The sequence below is a fragment of the Pantoea sp. genome (genome assembly GCF_032114055.1).
Classification (GTDB): Bacteria; Pseudomonadota; Gammaproteobacteria; order Enterobacterales; family Enterobacteriaceae; genus Pantoea.
In genome coordinates this window covers 74,502-98,064 of the sequence record NZ_DAMCTB010000005.1, presented here as the reverse complement: position 1 = coordinate 98,064, position 23,563 = coordinate 74,502, and the positions used below count along the sequence as shown (strand labels likewise).

22 protein-coding genes are annotated in these 23,563 nt (G+C 60.0%); 9 read left to right on the top strand and 13 right to left on the bottom strand.

Annotated features, from left to right (window positions below):
• Nucleotides 1–13 precede the first annotated feature (13 nt).
• The 3 genes from sbcD to RT657_RS10410 all read left to right on the top strand — a co-directional run bounded on the left by sbcD (nt 14) and on the right by RT657_RS10410 (nt 5,576).
• Nucleotides 14–1,213 (top strand): exonuclease subunit SbcD, encoded by a 1,200-nt coding sequence (sbcD, locus tag RT657_RS10420; RefSeq protein ID WP_313654332.1) that lies wholly within the window; start codon nt 14–16, stop codon nt 1,211–1,213.
• Nucleotides 1,210–4,884: an AAA family ATPase gene (locus RT657_RS10415; RefSeq protein WP_313654330.1), complete on the top strand. Its 3,675-nt coding sequence runs from the start codon at nt 1,210–1,212 to the stop codon at nt 4,882–4,884. The genes sbcD and RT657_RS10415 overlap by 4 nt, the downstream gene beginning before the upstream one ends.
• A gap of 326 nt (nt 4,885–5,210) precedes the next feature.
• Complete coding sequence (locus tag RT657_RS10410) at nt 5,211–5,576, top strand: cell envelope integrity TolA C-terminal domain-containing protein (RefSeq protein ID WP_313654329.1); 366 nt, start codon at nt 5,211–5,213, stop codon at nt 5,574–5,576.
• A 2-nt stretch (nt 5,577–5,578) separates the two neighbouring features.
• Here the strand turns inward: RT657_RS10410 and RT657_RS10405 are convergent, their stop codons facing one another.
• Both RT657_RS10405 and RT657_RS10400 read right to left on the bottom strand, forming a co-directional pair.
• Nucleotides 5,579–6,646 (bottom strand): AraC family transcriptional regulator, encoded by a 1,068-nt coding sequence (locus RT657_RS10405; RefSeq protein ID WP_313654328.1) that lies wholly within the window; start codon nt 6,644–6,646, stop codon nt 5,579–5,581.
• 160 nt (nt 6,647–6,806) lie between these two features.
• On the bottom strand, nt 6,807–7,811 hold the full coding sequence (locus RT657_RS10400; protein WP_313654645.1) for a phosphotransferase: 1,005 nt from the start codon (nt 7,809–7,811) through the stop codon (nt 6,807–6,809).
• A 247-nt stretch (nt 7,812–8,058) separates the two neighbouring features.
• Here RT657_RS10400 and eat point away from each other — a divergent pair, with 247 nt between their 5' ends.
• On the top strand, nt 8,059–9,423 hold the full coding sequence (gene eat, locus RT657_RS10395; protein ID WP_313654326.1) for an ethanolamine permease: 1,365 nt from the start codon (nt 8,059–8,061) through the stop codon (nt 9,421–9,423).
• 79 nt (nt 9,424–9,502) lie between these two features.
• Here the strand turns inward: eat and mak are convergent, their stop codons facing one another.
• Nucleotides 9,503–10,414 carry a fructokinase gene (gene mak / locus RT657_RS10390; RefSeq protein WP_313654324.1) on the bottom strand — a complete coding sequence of 304 codons (912 nt, stop codon included), beginning with the start codon at nt 10,412–10,414 and terminating at the stop codon, nt 9,503–9,505.
• 146 nt (nt 10,415–10,560) lie between these two features.
• Between mak and rdgC the strand changes: the two genes are divergently transcribed.
• Nucleotides 10,561–11,472: a recombination-associated protein RdgC gene (gene rdgC, locus RT657_RS10385; RefSeq protein ID WP_313654322.1), complete on the top strand. Its 912-nt coding sequence runs from the start codon at nt 10,561–10,563 to the stop codon at nt 11,470–11,472.
• Nucleotides 11,473–11,774: 302 nt separating this feature from the next.
• Here the strand turns inward: rdgC and ppnP are convergent, their stop codons facing one another.
• The 3 genes from ppnP to aroL all read right to left on the bottom strand — a co-directional run bounded on the left by ppnP (nt 11,775) and on the right by aroL (nt 13,156).
• Entirely contained in the window at nt 11,775–12,065 is a 291-nt protein-coding gene (gene ppnP / locus RT657_RS10380; RefSeq protein ID WP_313654320.1) for a pyrimidine/purine nucleoside phosphorylase, read from the bottom strand.
• Between the two features lie 264 nt (nt 12,066–12,329).
• Nucleotides 12,330–12,521, bottom strand: a complete 192-nt coding sequence (locus RT657_RS10375) for a YaiA family protein (RefSeq protein WP_313654319.1) — start codon at nt 12,519–12,521, stop codon at nt 12,330–12,332.
• Between the two features lie 110 nt (nt 12,522–12,631).
• Nucleotides 12,632–13,156: a shikimate kinase AroL gene (gene aroL / locus RT657_RS10370; protein WP_313654318.1), complete on the bottom strand. Its 525-nt coding sequence runs from the start codon at nt 13,154–13,156 to the stop codon at nt 12,632–12,634.
• A 315-nt stretch (nt 13,157–13,471) separates the two neighbouring features.
• Here aroL and RT657_RS10365 point away from each other — a divergent pair, with 315 nt between their 5' ends.
• Nucleotides 13,472–14,197, top strand: a complete 726-nt coding sequence (locus tag RT657_RS10365; RefSeq protein WP_313654317.1) for a DUF2076 domain-containing protein — start codon at nt 13,472–13,474, stop codon at nt 14,195–14,197.
• Here the strand turns inward: RT657_RS10365 and RT657_RS10360 are convergent.
• Nucleotides 14,194–14,649 carry a YaiI/YqxD family protein gene (locus RT657_RS10360; protein ID WP_313654316.1) on the bottom strand — a complete coding sequence of 152 codons (456 nt, stop codon included), beginning with the start codon at nt 14,647–14,649 and terminating at the stop codon, nt 14,194–14,196. The genes RT657_RS10365 and RT657_RS10360 overlap by 4 nt on opposite strands.
• 163 nt (nt 14,650–14,812) lie before the next feature.
• Between RT657_RS10360 and proC the strand changes: the two genes are divergently transcribed.
• On the top strand, nt 14,813–15,625 hold the full coding sequence (proC, locus tag RT657_RS10355; protein WP_313654314.1) for a pyrroline-5-carboxylate reductase: 813 nt from the start codon (nt 14,813–14,815) through the stop codon (nt 15,623–15,625).
• Nucleotides 15,626–15,680: 55 nt separating this feature from the next.
• Here proC and RT657_RS10350 read toward each other — a convergent pair whose 3' ends face one another.
• The 4 genes from RT657_RS10350 to RT657_RS10335 all read right to left on the bottom strand — a co-directional run bounded on the left by RT657_RS10350 (nt 15,681) and on the right by RT657_RS10335 (nt 18,419).
• Nucleotides 15,681–17,207 (bottom strand): FAD-dependent oxidoreductase, encoded by a 1,527-nt coding sequence (locus RT657_RS10350; protein WP_313654312.1) that lies wholly within the window; start codon nt 17,205–17,207, stop codon nt 15,681–15,683.
• 203 nt (nt 17,208–17,410) lie between these two features.
• Nucleotides 17,411–17,713 carry a PsiF family protein gene (locus RT657_RS10345; RefSeq protein WP_313654309.1) on the bottom strand — a complete coding sequence of 101 codons (303 nt, stop codon included), beginning with the start codon at nt 17,711–17,713 and terminating at the stop codon, nt 17,411–17,413.
• Nucleotides 17,714–17,828: 115 nt separating this feature from the next.
• Entirely contained in the window at nt 17,829–18,077 is a 249-nt protein-coding gene (iraP, locus tag RT657_RS10340) for an anti-adapter protein IraP (RefSeq protein ID WP_313654308.1), read from the bottom strand.
• A gap of 195 nt (nt 18,078–18,272) precedes the next feature.
• Nucleotides 18,273–18,419, bottom strand: coding sequence for a hypothetical protein (locus RT657_RS10335; protein WP_313654307.1), 147 nt, complete (start codon nt 18,417–18,419; stop codon nt 18,273–18,275).
• Between the two features lie 253 nt (nt 18,420–18,672).
• Here RT657_RS10335 and RT657_RS10330 point away from each other — a divergent pair, with 253 nt between their 5' ends.
• Complete coding sequence (locus RT657_RS10330; protein ID WP_313654306.1) at nt 18,673–21,771, top strand: beta-galactosidase; 3,099 nt, start codon at nt 18,673–18,675, stop codon at nt 21,769–21,771.
• Between the two features lie 710 nt (nt 21,772–22,481).
• Nucleotides 22,482–22,733, top strand: coding sequence for a biofilm development regulator YmgB/AriR family protein (locus tag RT657_RS10325; protein WP_313654305.1), 252 nt, complete (start codon nt 22,482–22,484; stop codon nt 22,731–22,733).
• A 9-nt stretch (nt 22,734–22,742) separates the two neighbouring features.
• Here RT657_RS10325 and RT657_RS10320 read toward each other — a convergent pair whose 3' ends face one another.
• Nucleotides 22,743–23,060, bottom strand: a complete 318-nt coding sequence (locus RT657_RS10320) for a hypothetical protein (protein ID WP_313654304.1) — start codon at nt 23,058–23,060, stop codon at nt 22,743–22,745.
• Between the two features lie 155 nt (nt 23,061–23,215).
• Complete coding sequence (locus tag RT657_RS10315; RefSeq protein ID WP_313654303.1) at nt 23,216–23,512, bottom strand: I78 family peptidase inhibitor; 297 nt, start codon at nt 23,510–23,512, stop codon at nt 23,216–23,218.
• Between the last annotated feature and the right edge of the window lie 51 nt (nt 23,513–23,563).

Here is a 23,563-nt window from a genome sequence, read left to right as displayed (position 1 = left end):
GCAGGGAGTTATCATGCGCATTATTCATACTGCGGACTGGCATCTGGGGCAGTTCTTCTACAACAAAAGCCGGGCGGCGGAACATCAGGCGTTTCTCGACTGGCTGCTGATTCAGATTGAACAGCATCAGGTGGATGCGCTGATTATTGCGGGCGATCTGTTTGACACCGGAACCCCGCCCAGCTATGCCCGCGAGATGTTTAACCGCTTCGTGGTGGCGCTGCAGCCCACGGGCTGCCAGCTGGTCGTGCTGGCGGGCAACCACGATTCTGTCGCGACGCTGAATGAGTCGCGTGAACTGCTCGCCTGCCTGAATACCCGGGTGATCGCCACGCCGCAGGAGAACGACGACGTGCTGCTGCTCACGACCCGCCAGGGCGAACCGGGCGCGCTGCTGTGCGCCATTCCCTATCTGCGTCCGCGCGATATCCTGCGCAGCCGGGCGGGCCAGTCGGGCCGGGACAAGCAGACCTCGCTGCTGGAGGCAATCGCCGATCACTATCAGCAGCGTTTCGCGGCCGCTCAGGCGCTGGGCCATGCGCTGCCGATCATCGCGACCGGCCATCTCACCACCGTCGGCGTCAGCCAGAGTGATTCGGTGCGCGACATCTATATCGGTACGCTGGACGCCTTCCCCGCCAGCGCCTTCCCGGCGGCTGACTATATCGCGCTGGGCCATATCCATCGCGCCCAGCGCGTCGCAGGCAGCGAACATATTCGCTACAGCGGCTCGCCGATTCCGCTGAGTTTTGATGAGCTGGGCAGTGAAAAAAGCGTCTTTCTGCTGGAGCTGACGGCCAGCGGCCTGCACGCTGTCACGCCGCTGGTGGTGCCACAGACGCAGCCGATGCAGATGCTGAAAGGATCGCTGGCGCAGATTGCCGACCAGCTCAACGCCTTCAGTTCGGTTCCGCAGGCGAAGCCCACCTGGCTCGATATTGAAGTCACCACCCAGGAGTACCTCAGTGACCTGCAGCGGCAGGTCGAGAGCCTGACCGCCGCGCTGCCGGTGGAGGTTCTGCTGCTGCGCCGCAGTCGTGAACAGCGGCAGCAGAGCCTGGCGCGGCTCGACAATGAAACCCTGAATGAGCTGAAGGTAGAGGAGGTCTTCGCCCGCCGCCTGGCGCTGGATGAGGCGCTGGATGAGACGCAGATCGACGAGATGACCACCCTGTTCCGCCAGACGCTGGCCGCCATGGAAGAGACGCAATGAAAATCCTCACGCTCCGGTTTAAAAACCTCAATGCCCTGCGCGGTGAATGGTTCATCGACTTTCGTGCCGAACCCTTTGCCAGCAACGGTCTGTTCGCCATTACCGGTGCTACCGGCGCCGGTAAAACCACCCTGCTGGACGCCATCTGCCTGGCGCTCTATCACCAGACGCCACGCCTGGGGGCGATATCCCAGAGCCAGAATGCGCTGATGACCCGCGACTGCGCGGAATGCCTGGCCGAAGTGGAGTTTGAGATTAAAGGTGAAGCCTGGCGCGCTTTCTGGAGCCAGAATCGCGCACGCGGCACCGCCGACGGCAAGCTGCAGGCACCGCGCGTGGAGCTGGCGCGCTGCGCCGACAACGTGATTGTTGCCGATAAAGTCGGTGACAAGCTAAAGCTGATCGAAACCCTTTCCGGACTCGATTTCGAACGCTTTACCCGTTCGATGATGCTCTCTCAGGGACAGTTCGCCGCCTTTCTCAACGCGAAAGCCAGCGAACGCGCCGAACTGCTGGAGGAGCTGACCGGCACCGAGGTTTACGGCCTGATCTCCACCGCAATCTACGAGCGCCACAAAGAGGCGAAGACCCGGCTGGATCTGCTGCGCACTCAGGCGGGCGCGATGGCACTGCTGGATGACGAGGCGCGTACGGCGCTACAGCAGCAGCTTGCCGATCTGACCGACGCCGAACAGCGGCTCAGCACACACTATCAGCAGGCGCAGCAGCAGCAGCAGTGGCTGCAGCAGACGCAGCAGCTTCAGCAGGAACGTGAGCAGGCGCAGGCCGCGGTTCAGCAGGCGCAGGCGGCCTCAGAGGCGGCAGAGAGTGACCGTCAGCGGCTGGCCCGCAGCGAACCGGCAGAAAAACTGCGCGGCATCCTGCAGCAGCGCGACACGCTGCACAGCGACCAGCAGCAGGCGGAGAGCCGCTGTCAGCAGCTCACGGCGGCCGCAGAGCAGGCGCAGCAACGGCAGCAGCAGCATCAGCAGCACTACGCCGCCATCCAGACTGCGCGCCAGCAGGCGCTGCAGGAACAGCAGCAGCAGGAAAGTCTGCTGACCGATCAGGTGCTGCCGCTGGATCAGCAGATCGCGACACGCCAGCAGCAGCTCTCAGAACAGCAGCAGGAGAACAGCCGCCAGCAGCAGCATCTGAATCAGACGCAGCTGACTCTGGCGGCGCAGACGCGTCAGGTCGCCGACTGGCAGCAGGCGCTGGCTGAACAGCATCAGTTACGGCTGCAGCTGGCCGACCTGGCGCAGTGGGGCGCCTCCCTGCCCGTCTGGCAGGAGAACTTCGCGCTGCTGGCTCAGCGTGAGGCGACGCTGGCGAGCCTGGCACAGCAGGCTGAACAGCAGCAACAGCAGATCGCCGCGCAGCAGGCGCAGCAACAGCAGCAGGCAGAGCAGGCGCTGCCGCGTCAGCAGGCGGAGCAACAGGCTCGTGCGGCGCTGACGCAAGCAGAGCAAGTACTGACTTCGCTTCAGGAGCAGCATCCACCCGCGGCGCTGCGCGAGGCGCTGAACCAGCTGCAGCACAACCGCCCGGCGCGTCAGCAACTGCTGCTGCTCGCCACGCAGTGGCAGCCACTGCACCAGCAGCTCGGCCAGCGCCAGCAGCGCCTGAGCGCACTGGAAAAAGCGCATCAGCAGAGCGAGGCGGAGTTGCAGGCCCTGCGCGAGACGTGGAAACGCGAAAAGCAGCAGCTGGATGATGTTGAAAAAATCTGTGCGCTGGAGCAGCAGATCGCCGATCTCAGCGATTACCGCGCCCGCCTCACGGCCGATCAGCCCTGTCCGCTCTGCGGCTCCTGTACGCATCCCGCTGTCGAGGCCTACCGTTCGCTGGAAGTAAGTGCTAACCAGCAGCGTTGGGCCGCGCTGCAGCAGCAGACCGAAGCCCTGCGCGAAGCGGGCACGGCCAGAGGGGAGCAGCTAAAGCAGTCCGCGCTGCAGCAGCAGACCCTGCGCGAGGAGATCGCACAGACGCAGCAACAGCTCGATCGGCTTGAGCAGCAATGGCAGGCGCTGAGCCGTGAGCTGGCACTCACCTTCCCGGTTGCTGATGGCGAGGCGCTGGCCGCGTGGCAGCAGCAGCAAAGCGAACGGGAAAGCCAGCTTGAGCAGCAGCGCCAGGCGCAGGAGGCCGCCGAACAGGCACGTCAGGCCGCGAAAGATCACTATCTTCAGCAGGCGCAGGCCTGGCAGCAGCATCAGCAGGCTGAACAGCTCGCGCAGCAGTCGCTGGCCAGCCTGCAGCAGTCGCTGGAGGCGCTGCAACAGCGCCAGCAGCAGGAGCAGGAGGCGTGGCAGGCGCTGCAGAGCCGCCTGGCACAGCAGTTCAGCGCCCACGATCTGGCTCTGCCCGCCGCCGCCGATCGTGAAACGTGGCTGGCGACGCAGCAGCGTCGCTGGCAGCGATGGCAGGAAAGTGAGCAACTGCTCGCTAACCTCCAGCCGCAACTGCTTAAAGGGGAAACTCAGCTCGCCGCCCTGCAGCAGCAGGCGGAGCAGGAACAGCAGCAGCTCGCGGCCCGTCTGCAACAGCAGCAGCAGAGTCAGACGCAGCTCAGTGAGATGCGGCAGCAACGTCAGGCGCTGTTTGGCGATCGCGATGTCGCGCATGCGCGTCAGCAGCTGCAGGCGCAGGTTCAGCAGTGCGATGAGCAGCTGGCGCAGCAGCTGACCGCCCTGCAGCAGGCCCAGGCGGAGGTCAGTCGCCTGCAGGGTGAGTGCTCGGCACTGGAAACGCAGCGTCAGCGTCTCAGTCAACAGCGAGCGGAGGCGGACACTGCCCTGCATCAGGCCCTCGGGCACGCCGGCTTCGCGGATGAAGGGCAACTGCGCGCGGCACTGCTGGATGAGCAGACGGTCCGGCAACTGCGCCAGCAGCTGCAGCAGCTTGACCAGCACTATCAGCAGCAGCAGGCCCGTCTGGCGGATCTGGATCAGCGGCTGGCCACCCATCAGGAGGCCAGACCCGCCGCGATGCCGGAATCGGCTGCGGCGCTGGCAGAGCAGCTGGAGCAGTTACGGCTGGCCCTGCGCGACAACGCCAGTCAGCAGGGCCAGATTCAGCAGCAGCTGGAGAGCGATGCCAGCCTTCGTGCCCGACAGCAGAGCCTGATGGTGCAGATTGAACAGGAAGGCGCGGCGCTGGCGCAGTGGAGCCTGCTCAACGACCTGATTGGCTCCGCCAGCGGTGATAAGTTCCGGCGTTTCGCTCAGGGATTAACGCTGGATCACCTGGTGGCGCTGGCGAACCGCCAGCTTGACCGGCTGCATGGTCGCTATCTGCTGCAGCGCCGGGCCCAGGATCAGCTGGAGCTGGATGTGGTTGATACCTGGCAGGCGGATGCGGCGCGCGATACCCGCACCCTGTCGGGTGGCGAAAGTTTCCTGGTCAGCCTGGCGCTGGCGCTGGCGCTGTCCGATCTGGTCAGCCATAAAACACGCATTGAATCGCTGTTTCTTGATGAGGGGTTTGGCACACTGGATGCCCGCACACTGGACACCGCACTGGATGCGCTGGATGCGCTCAACGCCAGCGGCAAAACGATCGGGGTGATCAGCCACGTCGAGGCGATGAAAGAGCGTATTCCGGTGCAGATTAAAGTCCGCAAAATGAACGGACTGGGTTACAGCCAGCTGGAGCTGCCACAGGGGTAACAGGCGCGGGCGCACCCGTGGTCGCGCTGACCGCCTGGGCGTTGCCTTAATCGGGTTGTGGTGCCTGGATAGTCTGCGAAGATTTGGTGGCACAGCCGCTGACCAGCGACGCGGTTAACAGTGAGAGTGCAGCACAGGCATATTTTTTTCTGGATTTCTAATCCATGAATTAAATAAAACCTCATCCGCTGCGGGGCGGTAAATTCCGGTTTTGCCGACAGTCGGAGGAATGCCATAGCATTCATCAGGCCGGTCTGTAGACTGTCCGCAGCAGACCGCCGGATCTTTAAGGGAATTGGGCTATTTGAATGACGTTAATGAATGTAATGAGCAGAATGTTGCCTGGGGTGATGATTGCCGTGACCCTCAGCGCCTGTCAGCAAGGCGCTGTCACACAAAAGAATAGCGTGGCAAATCTCTGCGATATCGCTCAGAACCCTGACAGCAAATCCTGTCACTGGACTCATCAGATGCAGCCGATCCTGAACCGGCAGTTCAGCGATGCGGCGCGCTATGCGGGCCAGCAATGTCTGGTCCGGATGGAGTGGCAGCAGAGTGGACGTTATGCGGTGACGCAAACCGAAGGCAACGAGGCGCTTTGCCTGCGCGCCTGGCAGCTGGTGGCACAGAGCCGCGATCTGCCGCCCCCACCGCAGCCGGATCAGCCGGCGTGGTTCGGCTTTGCGCCTTAGGGTTAGCTGGCCAATCCCTCCTGCCGCCACTGACGCGGACTGATGCCAAACCAGCGGCGAAAGGCGCGGGAAAAGGCGCTGACTTCGGAATAGCCCAGCAGCAGGGCCATCTCCGAGATGGGCAACTGTTTCTGCTGCAGATAGTGCGTGGCCATTTCGCAGCGCACCTGGTCCACCAGCGCGCTGAAGCTGCTGCCCTCCTCACGCAGTCGCCGCTGGAGTGACCAGCTCGACAGGCCGAGTTTATCGGCCACCTCCTCCAGCACCGGCTCGCCCTGCATCAGCGATAAGTTAACCTGCGATCGCGCCTGCTCGATCATGCTCTGCTGCGGCGTGCCACGGTTGAGTCGCCGGATCGCATCCTGCATCACCATCAACAGAATCGGATCGCTTTCCGGCATGGCGCGCCGCAGATCGCGCTTTGGGATCACCAGTGAGTTAAACGGCTGATCGAACCAGACCGGCGCATCAAACACTTTGCCGTGATCGTGCCACTGGCCGGGGCGCGGATGCTCAAAATGTACCTCACGCGGGGCCCAATGGCGGCCCGCGACGTGGCGGATCAGGTTCATAAACATGCCCAGCGTCAGCTCTGCATCCTGACGGCGGGAGAGGATCGCGCCGTGCCGCACCTGATAGTCGAGCCGCCAGCACTCGCCCTTATCCACCAGCCGGGTCAGCGTGTCATGCTGATGCCAGGGAAACGCGGCCACCACGTTTTGCAGCGCCTGTTCCAGCGTGTCCGAACAGAGACCGATGTAGCCAATCAGGCCTAATGACTGCGGTTTAAACTGCCTGCCGTAGTGCAAACCGAAGTTATCAGATCCGGAGTGACGCGCCGCCTCTTCCAGCACCCGACAGTAGTTCACCAGCCCCAGGCTCAGCGTCGGGCTGGCCAGCCGTTCCGGATCGATGCCGCTGATGCCGAAGATGCGATCGGCATCGCCACCCTGCGTATGAATAAACTCGCTTAATCCGGTCGCCGCCGCAGCCAGCACACCGTGATTGCCTGCCCCTGTCGCGGCAGAGCAGGCAGCAAACGCATCGGGTTTTATCAGTGTCGGATTCATGGTCGCCTCTGTCAGATTCAGGTGGATCACCCTCACTGATCTTTGAGCAAGTTCCATACCAGGTCCCCTCGGCCCTGAACGCGGCCTGCGGGCGGGCCGGTGAGCGCAGAAGCCTGATAACCGGCACTGCAGCGGCGCAGTCATGCCCACCGCTGGTGCATCAGTCGCCGACCGGCAGCGTGCGGCCATCCAGATAACGGCGGCAGAGGCGCACCGAGTGGCTGGCCCACTCAGGCCCGAGGCTGCGCGCCATCTCCGTTTCCGCATGCGATCCTACCCAGGCGGTGAGCTGGATACGGCGCTGGATCAGCAGCGCCGGCAGCAGCGCCATCTCCGCATCGCTGATATGCGCCACCTGCTCATAACCGCGGATCCAGTGCCCGATCCACTCTGGCGCGCGCGGATGGTGCTCAACAAAACTGATCGCGGCCGCCAGATCGTGCAGATACCAGCCCAGCCCGCAGTCGTCAAAGTCGATCACCCGCGTCTCTCCTTTGTGCAGCAGCAAATTGGTCAGCCGAAGATCGGCGTGGATCAAACCGTAGCGATCCGATCCTTTGCCAAACTGTGCCAGCGCCGATCCCACCTGCGCGATGGCCTCTTCTACCACGCCGTGATCGGCGGGATTGAGATGGGGCGCATCCTGCCAGCGTCCCCAGTGGCTGCGGGCGCTGGTCATGGTGTCGTGATCCCAGATAATGCGGCAGAAACCCGCAGGCGGCTGCCACTGTTTACTGTGCTGATGCAGCCGTGCGGTAATCTGCCCGAGCTGCTGAAACGCGCGGGGATCGACGTCGGTGGTGGGCATCTCCCCCTCAATCCAGTGAAACAGCACGACGTACCGCTCGCCGCCCTCCGGCAGCCGTAGCGTCAGGACCTTTTCGCCCGTGTTGTCCGGCACCGCTTCCGGCACCATGATGCCGGTTTCGCGTAGCGCATCGAGCCACAGCAGTTCGCTGACGATATCCGCTTTCTGATGATAATCGCCGCGGTGCAGCCTCAGTGCATAACGCCGGCCAGCGGCCCGCAGCAGAAAAGTGGCATTCTCTGAACGACACAGCAGGCTGAGCGTGCCCTGCAGCGCAGCGGGATAGCAGGCCAGCGCCTGTTGTGCCATCAGGGTAAGTTGGGAATCTGTCAGATTGTCATATTGTTTAGCGCTCATCATTCCGGCTCCTGGTCACTTGCGTTTTCTCAGCATGCGTCGCCGGACGTATCACTGCTTGACTGCAGAAGAGACAAAGTTGACCGCAGCGTGCAGCCGGCCCGGTTGCCGCCGCTGAGTTGACCGCGCAGGACAGAAATCACTGCGCCCGTGTCAAGTCGCGGCGCGCAGGGCTTCGGCATTATCACTGCTTTAGCGTCATGGCGGTGTAGCGCCATGTAAGAGTGACAACAACGGGGATAACGGTATGACAGACAGACTCAAGCCCACGCTGGGCACGCTGCATCTGTGGGGAATTGCAGTTGGCCTGGTGATCTCAGGCGAATACTTTGGCTGGAGCTATGGCTGGGCCGTTGCAGGCACGCTGGGATTTCTGGTGACCACCCTGCTGATCGCCACACTCTATATTTGCTTTATTTTCAGCTTCACCGAACTGACTACCGCGATTCCCCATGCGGGCGGCCCTTTTGCCTACAGTCGCCGCGCCTTTGGCGAAACTGGCGGGCTGATCGCCGGTCTGGCGACGCTGATTGAGTTTGTTTTTGCGCCCCCTGCAATTGCCATGGCTATCGGCGCCTATCTCAACGTGCAGTACCCCGCGCTCAACCCAAAAACCGCAGCGGTGGGCGCCTATCTGCTGTTTATGACGCTGAATATTCTCGGCGTGAAGCTGGCCGCGATGTTTGAGCTGGTGGTGACCGTGCTGGCGGTGCTGGAGCTGCTGGTGTTCATGGGCGTCGTCTCACCCGGCTTCAGCCTGGCCAACTTCACCGCACATGGCTGGGCAGGCAGCGACAGTTTCGGTCTGCCCGCTTTCTCCGGCATCTTTGCTGCGATTCCCTTTGCCATCTGGTTTTTCCTCGCCATTGAAGGCGCGGCAATGGCGGCTGAAGAGGCGAAAGATCCGAAGCGGACCATCCCACGCGCCTGGATCAGCGGCATTCTGACGCTGGTGGTGCTGGCGATTGGCGTCATGCTGCTGGCGGGCGGCGCAGGTGACTGGCGCAGACTCTCCGATATCAACGATCCGCTGCCGCAGGCGATGAAAATGATTGTCGGCGAACATTCGGCCTGGATGCATACACTGGTCTGGATCGGCCTGTTTGGCCTGATTGCCAGCTTCCACGGCATCATCCTCGGCTACTCACGGCAGTTTTTCGCCCTGGCACGCGCGGGCTATCTGCCCCCTTCGCTGGCAAAACTGTCGCGTTTCCGCACGCCACACCGGGCTATTATTCTCGGCGGCGTGGTAGGTATTGCGGCGATCTACAGTGACGGCGTGATTAATCTGCAGGGAATGACGCTGACGGCGGCGATGATTACCCTGGCAGTATTTGGCGCCATTGTGATGTATATCATGAGTATGCTGAGCCTGTTTAAACTGCGCCGCAGTGCACCAGAGATGGTCCGCAGTTTTCGCGCCCCCGGCTATCCGGTGGTGCCGGGCATCGCCCTGCTGTTGTCGGTGCTCTGCCTGCTGGCGATGCTGTGGTTTAATCCGGTGATTGGCGCGCTATTTGTCGCCATTATGCTGGCGGGCTGGCTCTACTTTCTGGCGACCAAAACGCAGCGCGATCGGGCCCCGCAGGACAGTATGCTGGTGGGCGAATAGCCACGCCAGGGTAGCGCAACAGAGATAAACGATCCAGCGCCTGGAGCCAGGCGCTGGATCCTCTGCAGCAAGCCGGGTATCAGCTGTTCAGCGGCCAGAGCCATGCCGCACCGCGCACGCCACTGGAGTCGCCATGCTGCGCCTTACAAACCGGCGTTTCACACTCGCCGCCAAAAACCCACTTTTTCATCAACAGCGGCACAGTCTGGTAGAGACGATCCACATTGCTCATGCCACCACCCAGCACGATGATATCGGGATCGATCAGGTTCACCACATGCGCCAGCGATTTCGCCAGCCGGATCTCATAACGGCTCATCGCCAGCTCGGCGATCGGATCCTGCTGCGCCAGCAGCGCAACGATCTCCGCCCCTTTACGCTGAACCCCGCTCAGCCGCTGGTAGTCGACGCCAAAGCCGGTGCCGGACACGAAGGTTTCTATGCAGCCCTGCTGACCGCAGTAACAGGGCACCTCCTGACGATAGCGCAGTTCATCCTCATCCATCCACGGCAGCGGATTGTGGCCCCATTCACCGGCGTTGCCGTTGCCCCCGATACGTGACTCCCCGTTGATCGCGACGCCTGCGCCCGATCCGGTGCCGATGATCACGGCGAACACCACCGATCTGCCAGCCCCGGCCCCGTCGACGGCTTCCGATACCGCCAGGCAGTTGGCGTCGTTGGCGATGCGCACCTCCCGGTTCAGCATCCGGGCCAGATCCTTATCCAGCGGCTGACCGTTCAGCCAGGTCGAGTTGGCATTTTTTACCCGTTTTGTGTAGGGCGAGAGCGAGCCAGGGATCCCGATGCCGACCGTGCCGGTTTTGCCGGTTTTCTGCTCGGCCAGGATAACCAGATCGACAATCGTCTGAACGGTTGCCTGATAATCATCACGCGGGGTATTCACCCGGTGTCGGAACTGCTCTTCTCCCTTATCCGACAACGCGATGACTTCTGTCTTGGTGCCGCCGAGATCGATGCCTATACGCAAGGTGAATTCCTCGTTGATGAGTCAGGTGAGAAATACAGTAAAAGGGGTCTGCCGGAAAGGCAATGAAACCACGCCCATGTTTCGTTATCATGCGCGCTGACTCTCGCAGACTTGTGCGCCCGATCGCGCTACGGTAAGGAATCCCGATGTTGTGGTTTAAAAATATGATGGTTTATCGTCTGAATCGTGACATTCCGTTGTCCGCAGATGAGATGGAAAAACAGCTCGACGCTTTCACGTTTTCACCCTGTGGCAGTCAGGATATGAGCAAGATGGGCTGGGTCCCGCCGATGGGCAACCGCAGCGACGCCCTGACCCATGAAAACAAGGGTCAGATCGTTATCTGCGCCCGCAAAGAAGAGAAAATCCTGCCCTCGCCGGTGGTGAAACAGGCGCTGGAAGCGAAAATCGACAAGCTGGAAGCGGAGCAGAGCCGTAAGCTGAAGAAGACTGAAAAAGATTCGCTGAAAGATGAAGTGCTGCACAGCCTGCTGCCGCGCGCCTTCAGCCGCTTCAGCCAGACCTTTATGTGGATTGACACCGTTAATAACCTGATTATGGTGGACTGTGCCAGCGCGAAAAAAGCGGAAGATACGCTGGCGCTGCTGCGTAAAAGCCTGGGTTCCCTGCCGGTTGTGCCCCTGACGCTGGAAAATCCGATTGAGCTGACCCTGACCGAATGGGTACGCTCGGGCGATCTGCCCGCCGGTTTTGCGCTGATGGATGAAGCGGAGCTGAAAGCCCTGCTGGAAGATGGCGGCGTAATCCGCTGTAAGAAACAGGATCTGGTGTGCGATGAGATCGCCAACCACATTGAAGCGGGCAAAGTCGTGACCAAACTGGCCCTCGACTGGCAGGAGCGTATTCAGTTCGTGCTGGCCGACGATGGTTCGGTGAAGCGCCTGAAGTTCAGCGATACGCTGCGCGACCAGAACGACGATATCGACCGCGAAGATTTTGCGCAGCGCTTTGATGCGGACTTTATTCTGATGACCAGCGAACTGGCGGCTCTGACCAGCAATCTGGTGGAAGCACTGGGCGGCGAAGCCCAGCGTTAATCCCTGTTCAGTGCGGGCTGTGTGCCTGCACTGGCCCTGCGAGCCTGCCCGCATAGAAAATCGGGTAAGTCCGGCAAGACGATAACATCCCCTTCAGGACAGCCTGATCTGTGCAATGACGCCCCTCATCTCTGAGGTGCGACCGTGAACGGGTCTGACGTTGCGCTGTTTCAACACGCAGCGTCGTTTTCGGGCGGCGAATCGCTTCTCTCTTCTGGCCGGGTTATCTGTACGCGATGCTGATTCATGGCGGCCTGAATCAGTTTACCGCCAACTAAAAGGGCCGCTGAGCGGCCCTATTTTTAATTTTTCAGGTAACGGCAGAGATAGGCACTGGGTTCACCAACCTGCAGATGAAATTCGCTGTGGCCGGGCACGTTAAACACTGACCCCGCTTCAAACCATTTCCACTCCGTTTCGCCAGGCAGCAGCACCTTAAGCGACCCGCTGACCACGGTCATCTCTTCCGGCTGGCCGGTTCCGAAGGTGTATTCACCTTCCGCCATCACGCCCACGCTGGCACGGCCCGTGCTCGCACTATCAAAACCGATAGACTTAACTTTTCCGTCAAAATACTCACTTACGTTGAGCATAACCGTTCTCCAGAGCACATGTTGTGTGTCTGGCAGTGTAGAAGGGAACCCGCTGATCTGTCACGCGAAATCATGGCCGTTTGTGATCTGTTGCGCCGGGATGCGCGGTGAGCTAATAGCAATTCTGAGCGGAGCGTGGCGTGAAGGAACAGAATGGAATAAGCAGAGAGATGAATGAAAAGCGAGGTCAGGCAGCGGTCAGATCTGCCCCGGCGAGCGAGTCGCGGCGGGATAACAGGCCGGCGTCCCTGCCAGCATCAGCATTTACTCTTTTTCGACGTCTTCATAGCGCTCTTTGGCATCACGCGCTTCTTCTTCCGTCTCATGCTCACTGATTAACGAATTGGGTTTGGGGTGATCGGCACGCAGTTCATAAAACGTGACTTTCTTTCCTTCAGGGCCCTTCTCAACAGGCACGATTTTCGCTTCACGCGGATAGGGTGGTCTTGTCGGCATACTGTGTCCCTCTTGTCTGAATAACATTCCACAGGACAGGCTGCTGCCTGCCATAGGATCAGTATAGACAATGGTGTCTGAAGCGGGACGGAAGCGGGAATAATCTGAGGTCAGCTGGCACGTGCCATAGAGAGCGAAAGCAGAATCGCCTCCACCACGCGTTCAGGTGACTGCATGGCATCCACCTGATGATGCGCCGCGGCCTGATAGAGATGCGCGCGTTCACGCAGCACATCACTCATCTCATCTGCGATGGGCCGCCCGGTCAGGGTCGGACGCTGAGCCGCTTCAGGCTCGCTCTCCAGCCGCTCAGCCAGGATCTCCGGCGATGCGCTGAGCCAGATAACCTGCCCCTGCTCCTGCATAAAGCGGCAGTTCTCTTCAGCCAGCACCATCCCGCCACCGGTGGCGATGACGGTGCGCGGTGCGGTGACGGCCTGCAGCGACTGCGTTTCACGGGCGCGAAACCCTTCCCAGCCTTCCTCCGCCACAATCTCCGCCACGCTGCGCTGCGTGCTGAGTTGCAGATGGTGATCGGTATCCGTGAAGGCATAGCCCAGCGCCTGCGACAACGCGTGGCCGACCGTGGTTTTGCCGCAACCGCGAGCGCCAATCAAAAAGATGGGTAGTGACATCAGGGCCGTTCCTCCGCCTGACCGCGCGATGCGGCTGCATGGTGAGCTGATTAATGCGACGCATGATAACTGGAAATGAATATGGCCTCCACCCATCAGGCACGATTTACGCATTTTCGTCCCCTTAACAGCGATAATCTCTATCTTTTCAAGGCGAAACCCATGCACACTTTGTGCATCACCCCCCGAAACGGGCGGTAAAAACGGCGCAAAACCGGGGTGAAATGAAACTGGCAATATTTGCTTACCGCCCCGATTTTACTTTTCTTACTCGCGCCCACATATACTGTTAACCATCGCCACAGGAGAGTCATCATGCAACGCGAAGAACAACAACTGATCGAAGGGCTGTTCAGCCGTCTGAAACAGGCTGAAAGCCAGACCGTGGCGCGGGATGCCGCGGCGGAACAACTGATAAACCAGCATCTTCAGACCCAGCCTGGCGCGCCTTACTACATGGCGCAGGCGATCCTGATTCAGGAAGCGGCGTTGAAAAAGCTGAATGAGAAAATATCCGCGCTGGAAAGCCAGGTCACTCAGCTGCAGCAGCAGCAACAGCAACAGCCTGCGCAGAGCAGCGGCGGCTTTCTGTCGGGCCTGTTTGGCAGCGGTTCACGCCAGCAGCAGCCTGCTCAGCAACAGCAGCAGTCGCCGTGGAACAGTGCACCGCAGCAACCGGCTCAGCAGCAGTATGCGCCTGCGCAGGCCGCCGCACCGCGCGGCACCGGCTTCCTGGGCGGCGCTCTGCAGACGGCCGTGGGCGTCGCGGGCGGCGTGGTGATGGCGGATATGCTGACCAGCATGTTCCACCACTCGCAGCCAGAGGAGATCGTCAACATTATCAACGAACCGCCGCTGCCCGAAATCAACGATAACCTCAACACCTTTAACGGTGGCGATGATCAGGCCGATAGTTTCAGCGGCGGCAACGACAGCAGCTTCCTGGATCAGAACAGCGGCTGGGACACGGATTATGCCAGCAACGGCGATCTCAACGATTTTGGCGGCGGCGATTTCGACGACGACGACAGCTTCGTTTAATTGCCCCGCTTCTGCTGGGTGAGCCAGCTATCCAGCTCATTTGCAAACTGCTGGCGGTCACGCGGACTCATGGTCGCGGGGCCGCCGGTCTGCACGCCGCTTGACCGCAGGGTATCCATAAAATCGCGCATGGTCAGGCGTTCACGAATCGTCGCCGGTGAGTAACGTTCGCCGCGCGGGTTAAGCGCCGCCGCCCCCTTCCCGATGACCTCCGCCGCCAGCGGAATATCCGCAGTGATCACCAGATCGCCAGGCTGCACACGTCTGACGATCTCGTTGTCCGCGACATCAAACCCGGCAGGCACCTGCAACGTGCGCAGATAAGGCGATGGCGGTACGCGCAGGAACTGATTCGCCACAAAGGTGACCGTGGTCGCGGTGCGGTCCGCCGCACGATAGAGCACCTCTTTAATCACATTCGGACAGGCATCCGCATCGACCCAGATAGACATCTTAATTCCTTACAGTCAGAGAAGATTCAGATCTTGCCGGGTTAAGTGTAAATGGCAAATTTTATTTGCGCTGCATTTCCCGGACGTGACGCTGACTTGTTATTCAGGCTGGCTGAAGTAAGCTGCCTGATAACAAAATGACGACTGTCTTAAGGAGATAGCGATGCTGACAAAAAAAATCGGGTTTATCGGCGGCGGAAACATGGCGAAGGCCATCATCGGCGGACTGGTGAAAAGCGGAAAAGTCACCCCGTCAGATATTTTGATTTTTGATCGCAAAGCTGAAACGAATCAGGCGCTGGCGGAGCAGTATGGTATCCGTGCGGCGGAGAGCGCAGATGCGCTGGCGCGTGAAGTGGATATTCTGTTCGGCGCGGTGAAGCCGAATGTGATTCTGAAAGTCCTGAAAGAGCTGTCCGGTAGCCTGAAAAAAGAGGCGATGGTGGTGTCGATTGCGGCAGGTGTCACGCTCGACTCGCTTTCGTCGGTGCTGGGTTATGACCGTAAAATTGTCAGGGCGATGCCCAATACTCCCTCGCTGGTCAGCCAGGGCATGACGTCAGTGACGCCGAATGTGCTGGTCGAACAGGCAGAAACTGACGAGATTGTGGCGATCTTTGAGTGCTTTGGCAAAGCGGCCGTCGTGGATGAATATCTGATTCACGCCGTCGTCGGCGTCAGCGGCTCTGCACCGGCTTATGTGTTTATGTTTATTGAAGCGATGGCGGATGCGGCCGTTTCTGGCGGCATGCCACGCGCCCAGGCCTACCAGTTTGCGGCGCAGGCGGTGAAAGGCGCAGCCGAGATGGTGCTGACCACCGGCAAGCACCCTGCCGAACTCAAGGATATGGTCTGCTCGCCTGGCGGTACGACCATTGAGGCGGTCAACGTGCTGGAACAGAAAGGGATGCGTTCGGCGGTCATTGAAGCGATGCAGCACTGCATGGCGAAGTCCGAGGCGCTGAGCCGCAACTGACAGGCAGAGAAATAACGCAGGACGATCCGGCTCGCACCGTCGCCCTGCCTCTGGTTTAACTGAGGTGTGGCTGGCAGAGCGCCGCCGCTTCCTCAAGCGTCATTGGCTGCTGCATCCGTTCAATCAGTTCAGCCGTCAGCGTGTAGAGGCCGCACGAGCAGATCGCGGCCAGTTTCCCCTGCTGTCCATATAATGCCACAAACTTTTTATCCTCCAGCGAGCCGAGCAGCTGAAAATTATCCCACTCTTTGGCATGACCCAGATACTCATAACGGGTGCCATACTGGGCGGTCCAGAAAAACGGCACGCGATCGTATGCGATGCCCTGATCCAGCATATTCCAGGCGGCGGTTTGTCCCTGCTGATGTGCTACACGATAGTGCTCGATGCGCAGTGGCCCCTGCGCTGATGGATACGTGGCGATGTCTCCGGCTGCCCAGATTGCGTCAGCGACCCGCAACTGTTCATCCGTCTGCAGGCTGCCATCCTCAGCCAGCGGCAGATCGTGGATAAAGTCAGTGACCGGTTTGACGCCGGTGGCAAACAGCACCACGCTGGCCGCGATCTGCCGGCCGCCTTTGAGCCGGACGCCACTGACCTGCTGCTCACCCTCCAGGGCTTCGATCTCGCCCTGCACCCACTTCACGCCGTTTTGCTCATGCAGTTGATAAAAATAGCGGCCAATCTGATCGCCGAACTGTTTTGCAAACGGCAGTGCCTGACGGGCAACCACGGTGACATCAATATCACGATTACGCAGCGCCGACGCCAGTTCGGTGCCGATAAAACTGTTGCCAATGATCACAATCTTGTGGGTAGCATCCACCGCTTTCAGCAGCGCATCCGTCTGCGCTTTACTGCGCAGCAGATGGACGCCCGCCAGATCGCGGCCCGGAAGCTCAGGCAGCACCGGCGCGGCGCCGCTGGCGATCAGCAGCCTGTCAAAGTTCAGCGTCGCGCCATTGTCCAGGATCAGCCGTTTCTGCTGTGCATCAAGCTGACTCACCCGGGCCTGAATGCGTTCAACGTGATCCAGCACATCGGCTTTCAGCAGCTGGGGTACCTCGTCGATCGCCATTTTGCCAGAGGGCACAAATTTCGTCAGTGCAGTGCGGTCGTAGGGCGCGTCGGCTTCGCGCTCAACCAGAATGAGCCGGCCTTTAAAGCCGTCGTGACGCAGACGCCACAGTGCCGCGCTGCCCGCTGCGCCGCCGCCGAGCACCACATAGACCGGCGCGGCAGCGCCGCTGCCAATCGGCGCCGCAGGCGACATCGCTTTTGGATTAACCAGCACCCGCCCCTCTTCGATTCGCAGCGGATACTGTTTGAGATCGGCCAGCGCCAGCGGTTCACACATTTTACCATCGGCCAGATGAAAGGCAGCTTTGTGCCACGGACAGACCAGCCGGTCACCACAGATCGCTCCCTGCTCCAGCGGGGCGCCCGCGTGCGGACATTTCGCCTGGTAAGCGCGGACGCGATCACCGTCGCGGATCAGTAGCAGATCCACTTCGCCAAGCGTTTTTTTAACCGGCTGTCGCTGGGGCAGATCGTTCAGGTCGACGATAAATTGATAATTCACGGCAGGGCTCCTTTAACGGTTTGGATGGGGGCGGCGTGGCAGAACAGCGTTCTGCGTAAACCCTCACAAACAGTAAGTGTGGCAAAGGAAGCGGGAAGGCTGCTGCAGAATGTTTGTCAGAATTTTAATCTCTTGTTTAATAAAGAAATTTAAACAGGATGAGAGGCTGCGGAGAAACGGCCACCACGGTGGCCGGGGAACAATCAGCTCTTTTTCAGGCACTGGCTCATAAAGGTTTTACGTGCATCGCCCGTTAACTTTTTCTCACCGGCCTCACCGTTGCAGTTTTTCATTTTCATCTGCTGCGGTGACATCTGTGAGAGCTTGCTCTCTTTCTTCAGGCATTCGCTCATAAAGGTTTTGCGCGCATCCCCTTTGAGATCCTGTGATTTTGCCTGCTGATTACAGAGGGCCATCTTCTCCTGCTGTGGCGTTTTTTCTGCCGCACCCGCTACGCCACTCACCAGCAGACCGGCCATCATTATTGCCATTACACCGACTTTCATCCTGTTATCTCCAGCGTGGGTTGTTCCCTTTTATTCTGGCAGTGAATAAGCAGAGCGGAAAATGTTTCATGTCAAAGTGACGTGAAGATCCCATTCCCGGCGGACGCCGGACGGGTTACTGGCGCGGATGGCGCAGCAACTTATCGATATAATCGCGCAGCAGCTGCGCATTATCGTCATCATCGGCTACATGGGCCATGGCGGTATTGATGGTGGTCGTAATCTCGCGATGCTGCTGCGGATCCAGCTTGCGAAGCAGGGCGGTAACGACAATTTCCAGCGCCTCGATCTGCGCCACCTGCTCTTTGGCTGTTGCCTCTTTTTCAGCCAGCTTAACCAGTAACTCAGCAATCAGGTTTTTCATACCGTTGCCTCAGCGAGGATGGAACGCTGAAATTATCATCACGCTGGCTAAAAAAACAGAGGGTAACAGCCCCTTTTTCAGAGAGTTAGGCCGCATCTCTGCATTTTTCTCAGCCGGTTAAGGCTGTCCCTGCGGGCGAAACGTTTTGCGGACTGACCGCGCGGCTGCTCAGGGCTTCGGCAACAGAAACTCAGCTTAACGGGGATGGGTAAATCCGCGGCCTGGCCCGCCGCCCGGTCCGCCCCAGCCACCTCCGCCCCCTCCGCCCGGCGGCGGGAAGAGGCAGCCGCTTAACGTCGCGACCAATGCCATAATGGCAGCCAGCTTAACGATTCGAATCATAGTCACCTCAGAGTGATAAAATCGGGCAGAGTGTATGAAGCCGCCCGCATGGCAACAAGTGAGATTTCTCCGCATTCGGCCGCTATTCATCTCTGCTGACCAGACTTAACGGTTTACCCGCAGTAAGCAGACACAATCATCACAATCCGCCGGCTTTTACAGGAACATTATTTGTCTGAATCGGGACGGTGGACGCTTTACAGCCTGCGCAATTTTGCGCATTGTGAGCGTATTACATTTACAGGATACGCCCATGACACGCTCTCATGCAGCTCTCAGCGACATTCTCTCCCGGCGCGACTGGGAAAACCCGGTAGTCACCTCACTGCATCGGCTGGATGCTCACCCGCCGTTTGCCAGCTGGCGGGATGAAATGGCCGCCCGCGATGACCGCCCGTCTGCCTCACTGCGCAACCTCAACGGAGAGTGGGGATTCAGTTACTTTGCGCAGCCTGAGGCGGTGCCCGCCAGCTGGCTGCTGCAGGATCTGCCGGACGCCACTACCCTGCCCGTTCCGGCCAACTGGCAGATGCACGGCTTTGATGCGCCCATCTATACCAACGTACAGTATCCGATTCCGGTCACTCCGCCGTTTGTGCCAGCGGACAATCCGACCGGATGTTACTCGCTCACATTTGTGCCGGATGCGGAGTGGCTTGTTTCCGGACAGACCCGCATCATCTTTGACGGGGTCAACTCCGCCTTCCACCTCTGGTGCAACGGCCAGTGGATCGGCTACTCGCAGGATAGTCGTCTGCCTGCTGAATTTGACCTGAGCGGCGCGCTGCGGCCCGGCCAGAACCGGCTGGCGGTAATGGTGCTGCGCTGGAGTGACGGCAGTTATCTGGAAGATCAGGATATGTGGCGGATGAGCGGCATCTTCCGCGACGTCACGCTGCTGCATAAGCCGCAGGTGCATCTGGCGGATGTGCAGCTGGAAACCCGGCTCAGCCCGGAATTTTCCCATGCTGAGCTGCGCGCCCGGGTCCGGGTTGCCCTGCCCGCAACGGCCACTTCAGGCTGCCAGCTGCGCCTTACGCTGTGGCGCGGTGAAATGCAGATTGCGCAGTGTCAGCAGCCGCTGGGCAGTGCCATTATCGACGAGCGGGGTCACTACCCCGAACGCGCTCTGCTCAGCCTGCCTGTGCAGCAGCCCGCGCTGTGGAGCGCCGAAACACCTCATCTCTATCGCGTCACACTGGCCCTGCTGGATGCGCATCAGCAGGTGGTGGAGGTGGAAGCCTATGATGTGGGCTTCCGTCAGGTCAGCATCGATAACGGCCTGCTCTGTCTGAACGGCAAACCGCTGCTGATCCGCGGCACCAACCGTCATGAGCATCATCCGGAGCGGGGTCAGGTGGTGACGGAAGCGGACATGCGCCGCGACATCGCCCTGATGAAGCAGCACAATTTCAATGCGGTGCGCTGTTCGCACTACCCTAACCATCCGCTCTGGTACCGGCTCTGTGACCAGTACGGGCTCTATGTAGTGGATGAGGCCAATATCGAAACGCACGGCATGCAGCCGATGAACCGGCTCTCCGACGATCCGCGCTGGTTCGCCGCCTATAGCGAACGCGTGACGCGCATGGTGCAGCGCGATCGTAACCACTGCAGCATTATTATCTGGTCGCTGGGCAATGAGTCAGGGCATGGCGCCACCCACGACGCGCTCTACCGCTGGGTGAAAAGCAGCGATCCCACGCGTCCGGTTCAGTATGAAGGTGGCGGTGCGGACACCGCTGCAACGGACATTATCTGTCCGATGTACGCCAGGGTGGATGAGGATCAGCCGTTCCCGGCCGTACCGAAATGGTCACTGAAAAAGTGGATTGGCCTGCCGGGCGAAACCCGTCCGCTGATCCTGTGTGAATATGCGCATGCCATGGGCAACAGCTTCGGCGGTTTCGCGAAGTACTGGCAGGCTTTCCGGGCGTTTCCGCGCCTGCAGGGCGGTTTCGTCTGGGACTGGGTCGACCAGAGCCTGACCCGCTATGACGATCAGGGCAACCCGTGGCAGGCCTACGGCGGCGACTTTGGTGATAAACCGAATGACCGTCAATTCTGCATGAACGGGCTGGTGTTTGCCGACCGTACACCGCACCCGGCGCTGTATGAAGCGCAGCGCGCGCAGCAGTTCTATCTGTTTACCGCCGATCCGGATGATCCACTGAGCTTTAGGGTCAGCAGTGAATACCTGTTCCGCCACAGCAGCAACGAGGTCCTGCGCTGGCGTATCGAACAGGCAGGGAACGTGGTCGCGCAGGGAGAGGTGCCGCTGGATATCGCCGCGCAGGGCCAGCAGCGTATCACGCTGCCAGCACCGCCCGCGCTGCAGGGCGAATGCTGGCTTAATGTCGCGGTTTATCAGATTCAGCCGACGGCGTGGAGTCCTGCTGACTGGCGTGTCGCCTGGGATCAGTGGGCGCTGCCCTCTGCGATGGCGCTGCCGCAGCTGCCGGAAGCAGGTGACGCGCCGGTTCTGCACGAGACAGCCGATGAGATCGTTGTCACTCACCAGCAGCAGCGCTGGCACTTTTCCCGCCAGAGCGGTGAACTGATGCAGTGGACGGCGGATGATCAGCCAACGCTCCTTTCCCCTCTCCAGGACTGCTTTATTCGTGCGCCGCTGGACAACGATATCGGCACCAGTGAAGCGGAGCGGGTCGATCCACATGCCTGGGTCGAGCGCTGGAAAGCAGCAGGTTATGATCAGATGCAGAGCCGCCTGATTGCCCTGACCGCCCATGCGCTGCCGCAGTCAGTGTTGATTGAAACGCAGCATGGCTGGTACGCCCGCGACCGGCTCGCCTTTATCAGCCGTAAACGTTACCTGATCAACGATCAGGGTGAATTACAGCTGCAGCTTGCAGTTGAGCAGTCACGGGGATTACCGCCGCCCGCGCGCATCGGCGTGCGCTGTCAGCTGGCGCAGATCCCGGAGCAGGTAAGCTGGCTGGGTCTGGGGCCGCATGAAAACTATCCCGATCGCCAGCTGGCCGCGCAGTTTTCCCGCTGGCAGCAGCCCCTGGAGCAGCTTTTCACGCCCTACGTGTTCCCGGGCGAAAACGGTCTGCGCGGCGGCACCCGTGAGCTGGACAGCGGTAGCTGGCAGGTCAGCGGCGACTTTGCGTTCTCACTGAGCCGCTTCAGCCTGGAGCAGCTGCGGGAGACCTCCCATCGCCACCTATTGCGTCCGGAGGCGGGCTGCTGGCTGCATCTGGATGCCTGTCACATGGGAGTCGGTGGCGATGACTCCTGGAGTCCGAGCGTCAGCCCGGAGTTTTTGCTGACGCAGCAGCGCTGGCAGGCTGAGCTGACAATTCGCCTGCCGATCGCGGGACGCCAGTAGACACGCTTCAGAAACAGCACATTGACCAGCACCATCAGGGCGGTGAAGAGGAAGAGCCAGCGGCAATCTCCCACCGCCGACATTCGCCGCGCCGGGAGAACGTTCGTGGACAGACAGCGTCAGGATGGGGCTCACCGGGCCGTTACACCTCTGGATCACCCGGGTGGTAAAACAGAGGCATTCAGGTTAGCCCGCGAGCAGAAAACCTCGCGTCCGCTGAGCGTCACCTTTTGCTTTTTACTCACCGGCGTGTAGCCCGTCTCTTTAAGCAGGAACCGCGTCAACAGGAAACTGACCGTCAGCAGAACGGCGGTAACAATAAACACCGTCTGCATTCCGGACCAGCCAGCAGCCCGCCGGGCATCGGGCCCGGGTTCACGCCGCCTGTCTGCCCGGTTGAGACACAGTTCAGCGCAATCCGCCGTCCCGCTTTCCCGCCCGGCGACTGACAGACGCTGCTTCAAGGCCCCGTTTCTCAACCCGACCTCATCAATATGGAAAAATATGTCATTTTGTTACTGACAACTCTCTGCGCCGCTTCTATGTTTAAAAAACCGCCAGCCACGGCGGTGTGGCGATCTCCTTGATCGGCGCGACGCCCTCCGCAAAAAACGGTACCGTCCGACGACGCTGAGGCGAACCCGCCTTATTTACAGATATCCGGATATTCGCATCAGGGCGAAAGGGCACCGTTTTAGCGGAGGTGGGAAATGCGTACAGCACCAGACAGCGCCAGCCGTGCTATCAGAGACTATTTCAGCAGCCCGAACTGGCGGACACCGCCTGAAGCTGACCTGCTGGCCGTCATTCTGCGTGAACTGATGGAAGCGGGAGAACCCGCAACCAACAATGCCATTATCGCGCGTGTCATTGATAAGCTAAAAGTAGAGGGTGACGAGATGCAGCTGCAACGTTACGGCACCCTGCTGACTCAGCTGATCGGGACGCAGCCAGAGGGATAATGCTTTCTGCTACTTTACCCAGCGCAATTTATCCGCTTCGCTAACACTGGCCCGCCCGCTGCTGCGCTGAAACAGGCACAGCTCCCGCCCACGCTTATTCTGCATGTGACGCTGCGGGTAGCGCCCCTCCAGCAGCAGAACACTGAAGCCCGTCGTGTCGTCATACTCGATAGCCTCGCCCGCCACCCGCACTTTGCTCAGATGGCTGGCATTGATGCACGCCTGCACCCTGGTTTCATGACTCTTTTTCCAGGCCTCTGCACTGGATGCCTGCACCAGTGTGCTGCTGAGTAACAGTGCGGGCAACAGTGCCACAATGCGTTTCATTTTCTCTGCTCCTGTTCCGGCCCGAAGGCACTAAAAAAATTCCCGCCGGAGCGGGAATAAACAAGACGAGCACGATTTATATTGTGACGAGGACGTCTCTTAAACGCCCTGCTATCCTCGCCTGCTGTGATGACAATTCGATGACAGCGCTGCCGTCAGCCACAATAAACTGAGCTGATAGTGCCATTTTTGTCGGCCAGGAAATTAAGCCGGCTGAGGTTAAAGTCCATAGTGACAGCGGCGTTGTACGGAATAGGACGCACCTGCTGCTCAAAGTGCTGGCCCTGCAGTGCCGTTAAGGGTTTGCCCACATAGTTCTGAAACTGAGACGCACCACAGCGGTCCGTTTCAGGATCCTGTGCCACGCGCGCGGTGTCAGGCTGAGAAGCGGACTGACAGGCGGTAAGTGCAAACAGGCCAGCTACCAGCAGCCCTTTTCCATAAAATTTCACGTTCATTCTCCTGTTGGACGGGTAAAACTTCCCTTAAGCGTAGCAAAACGG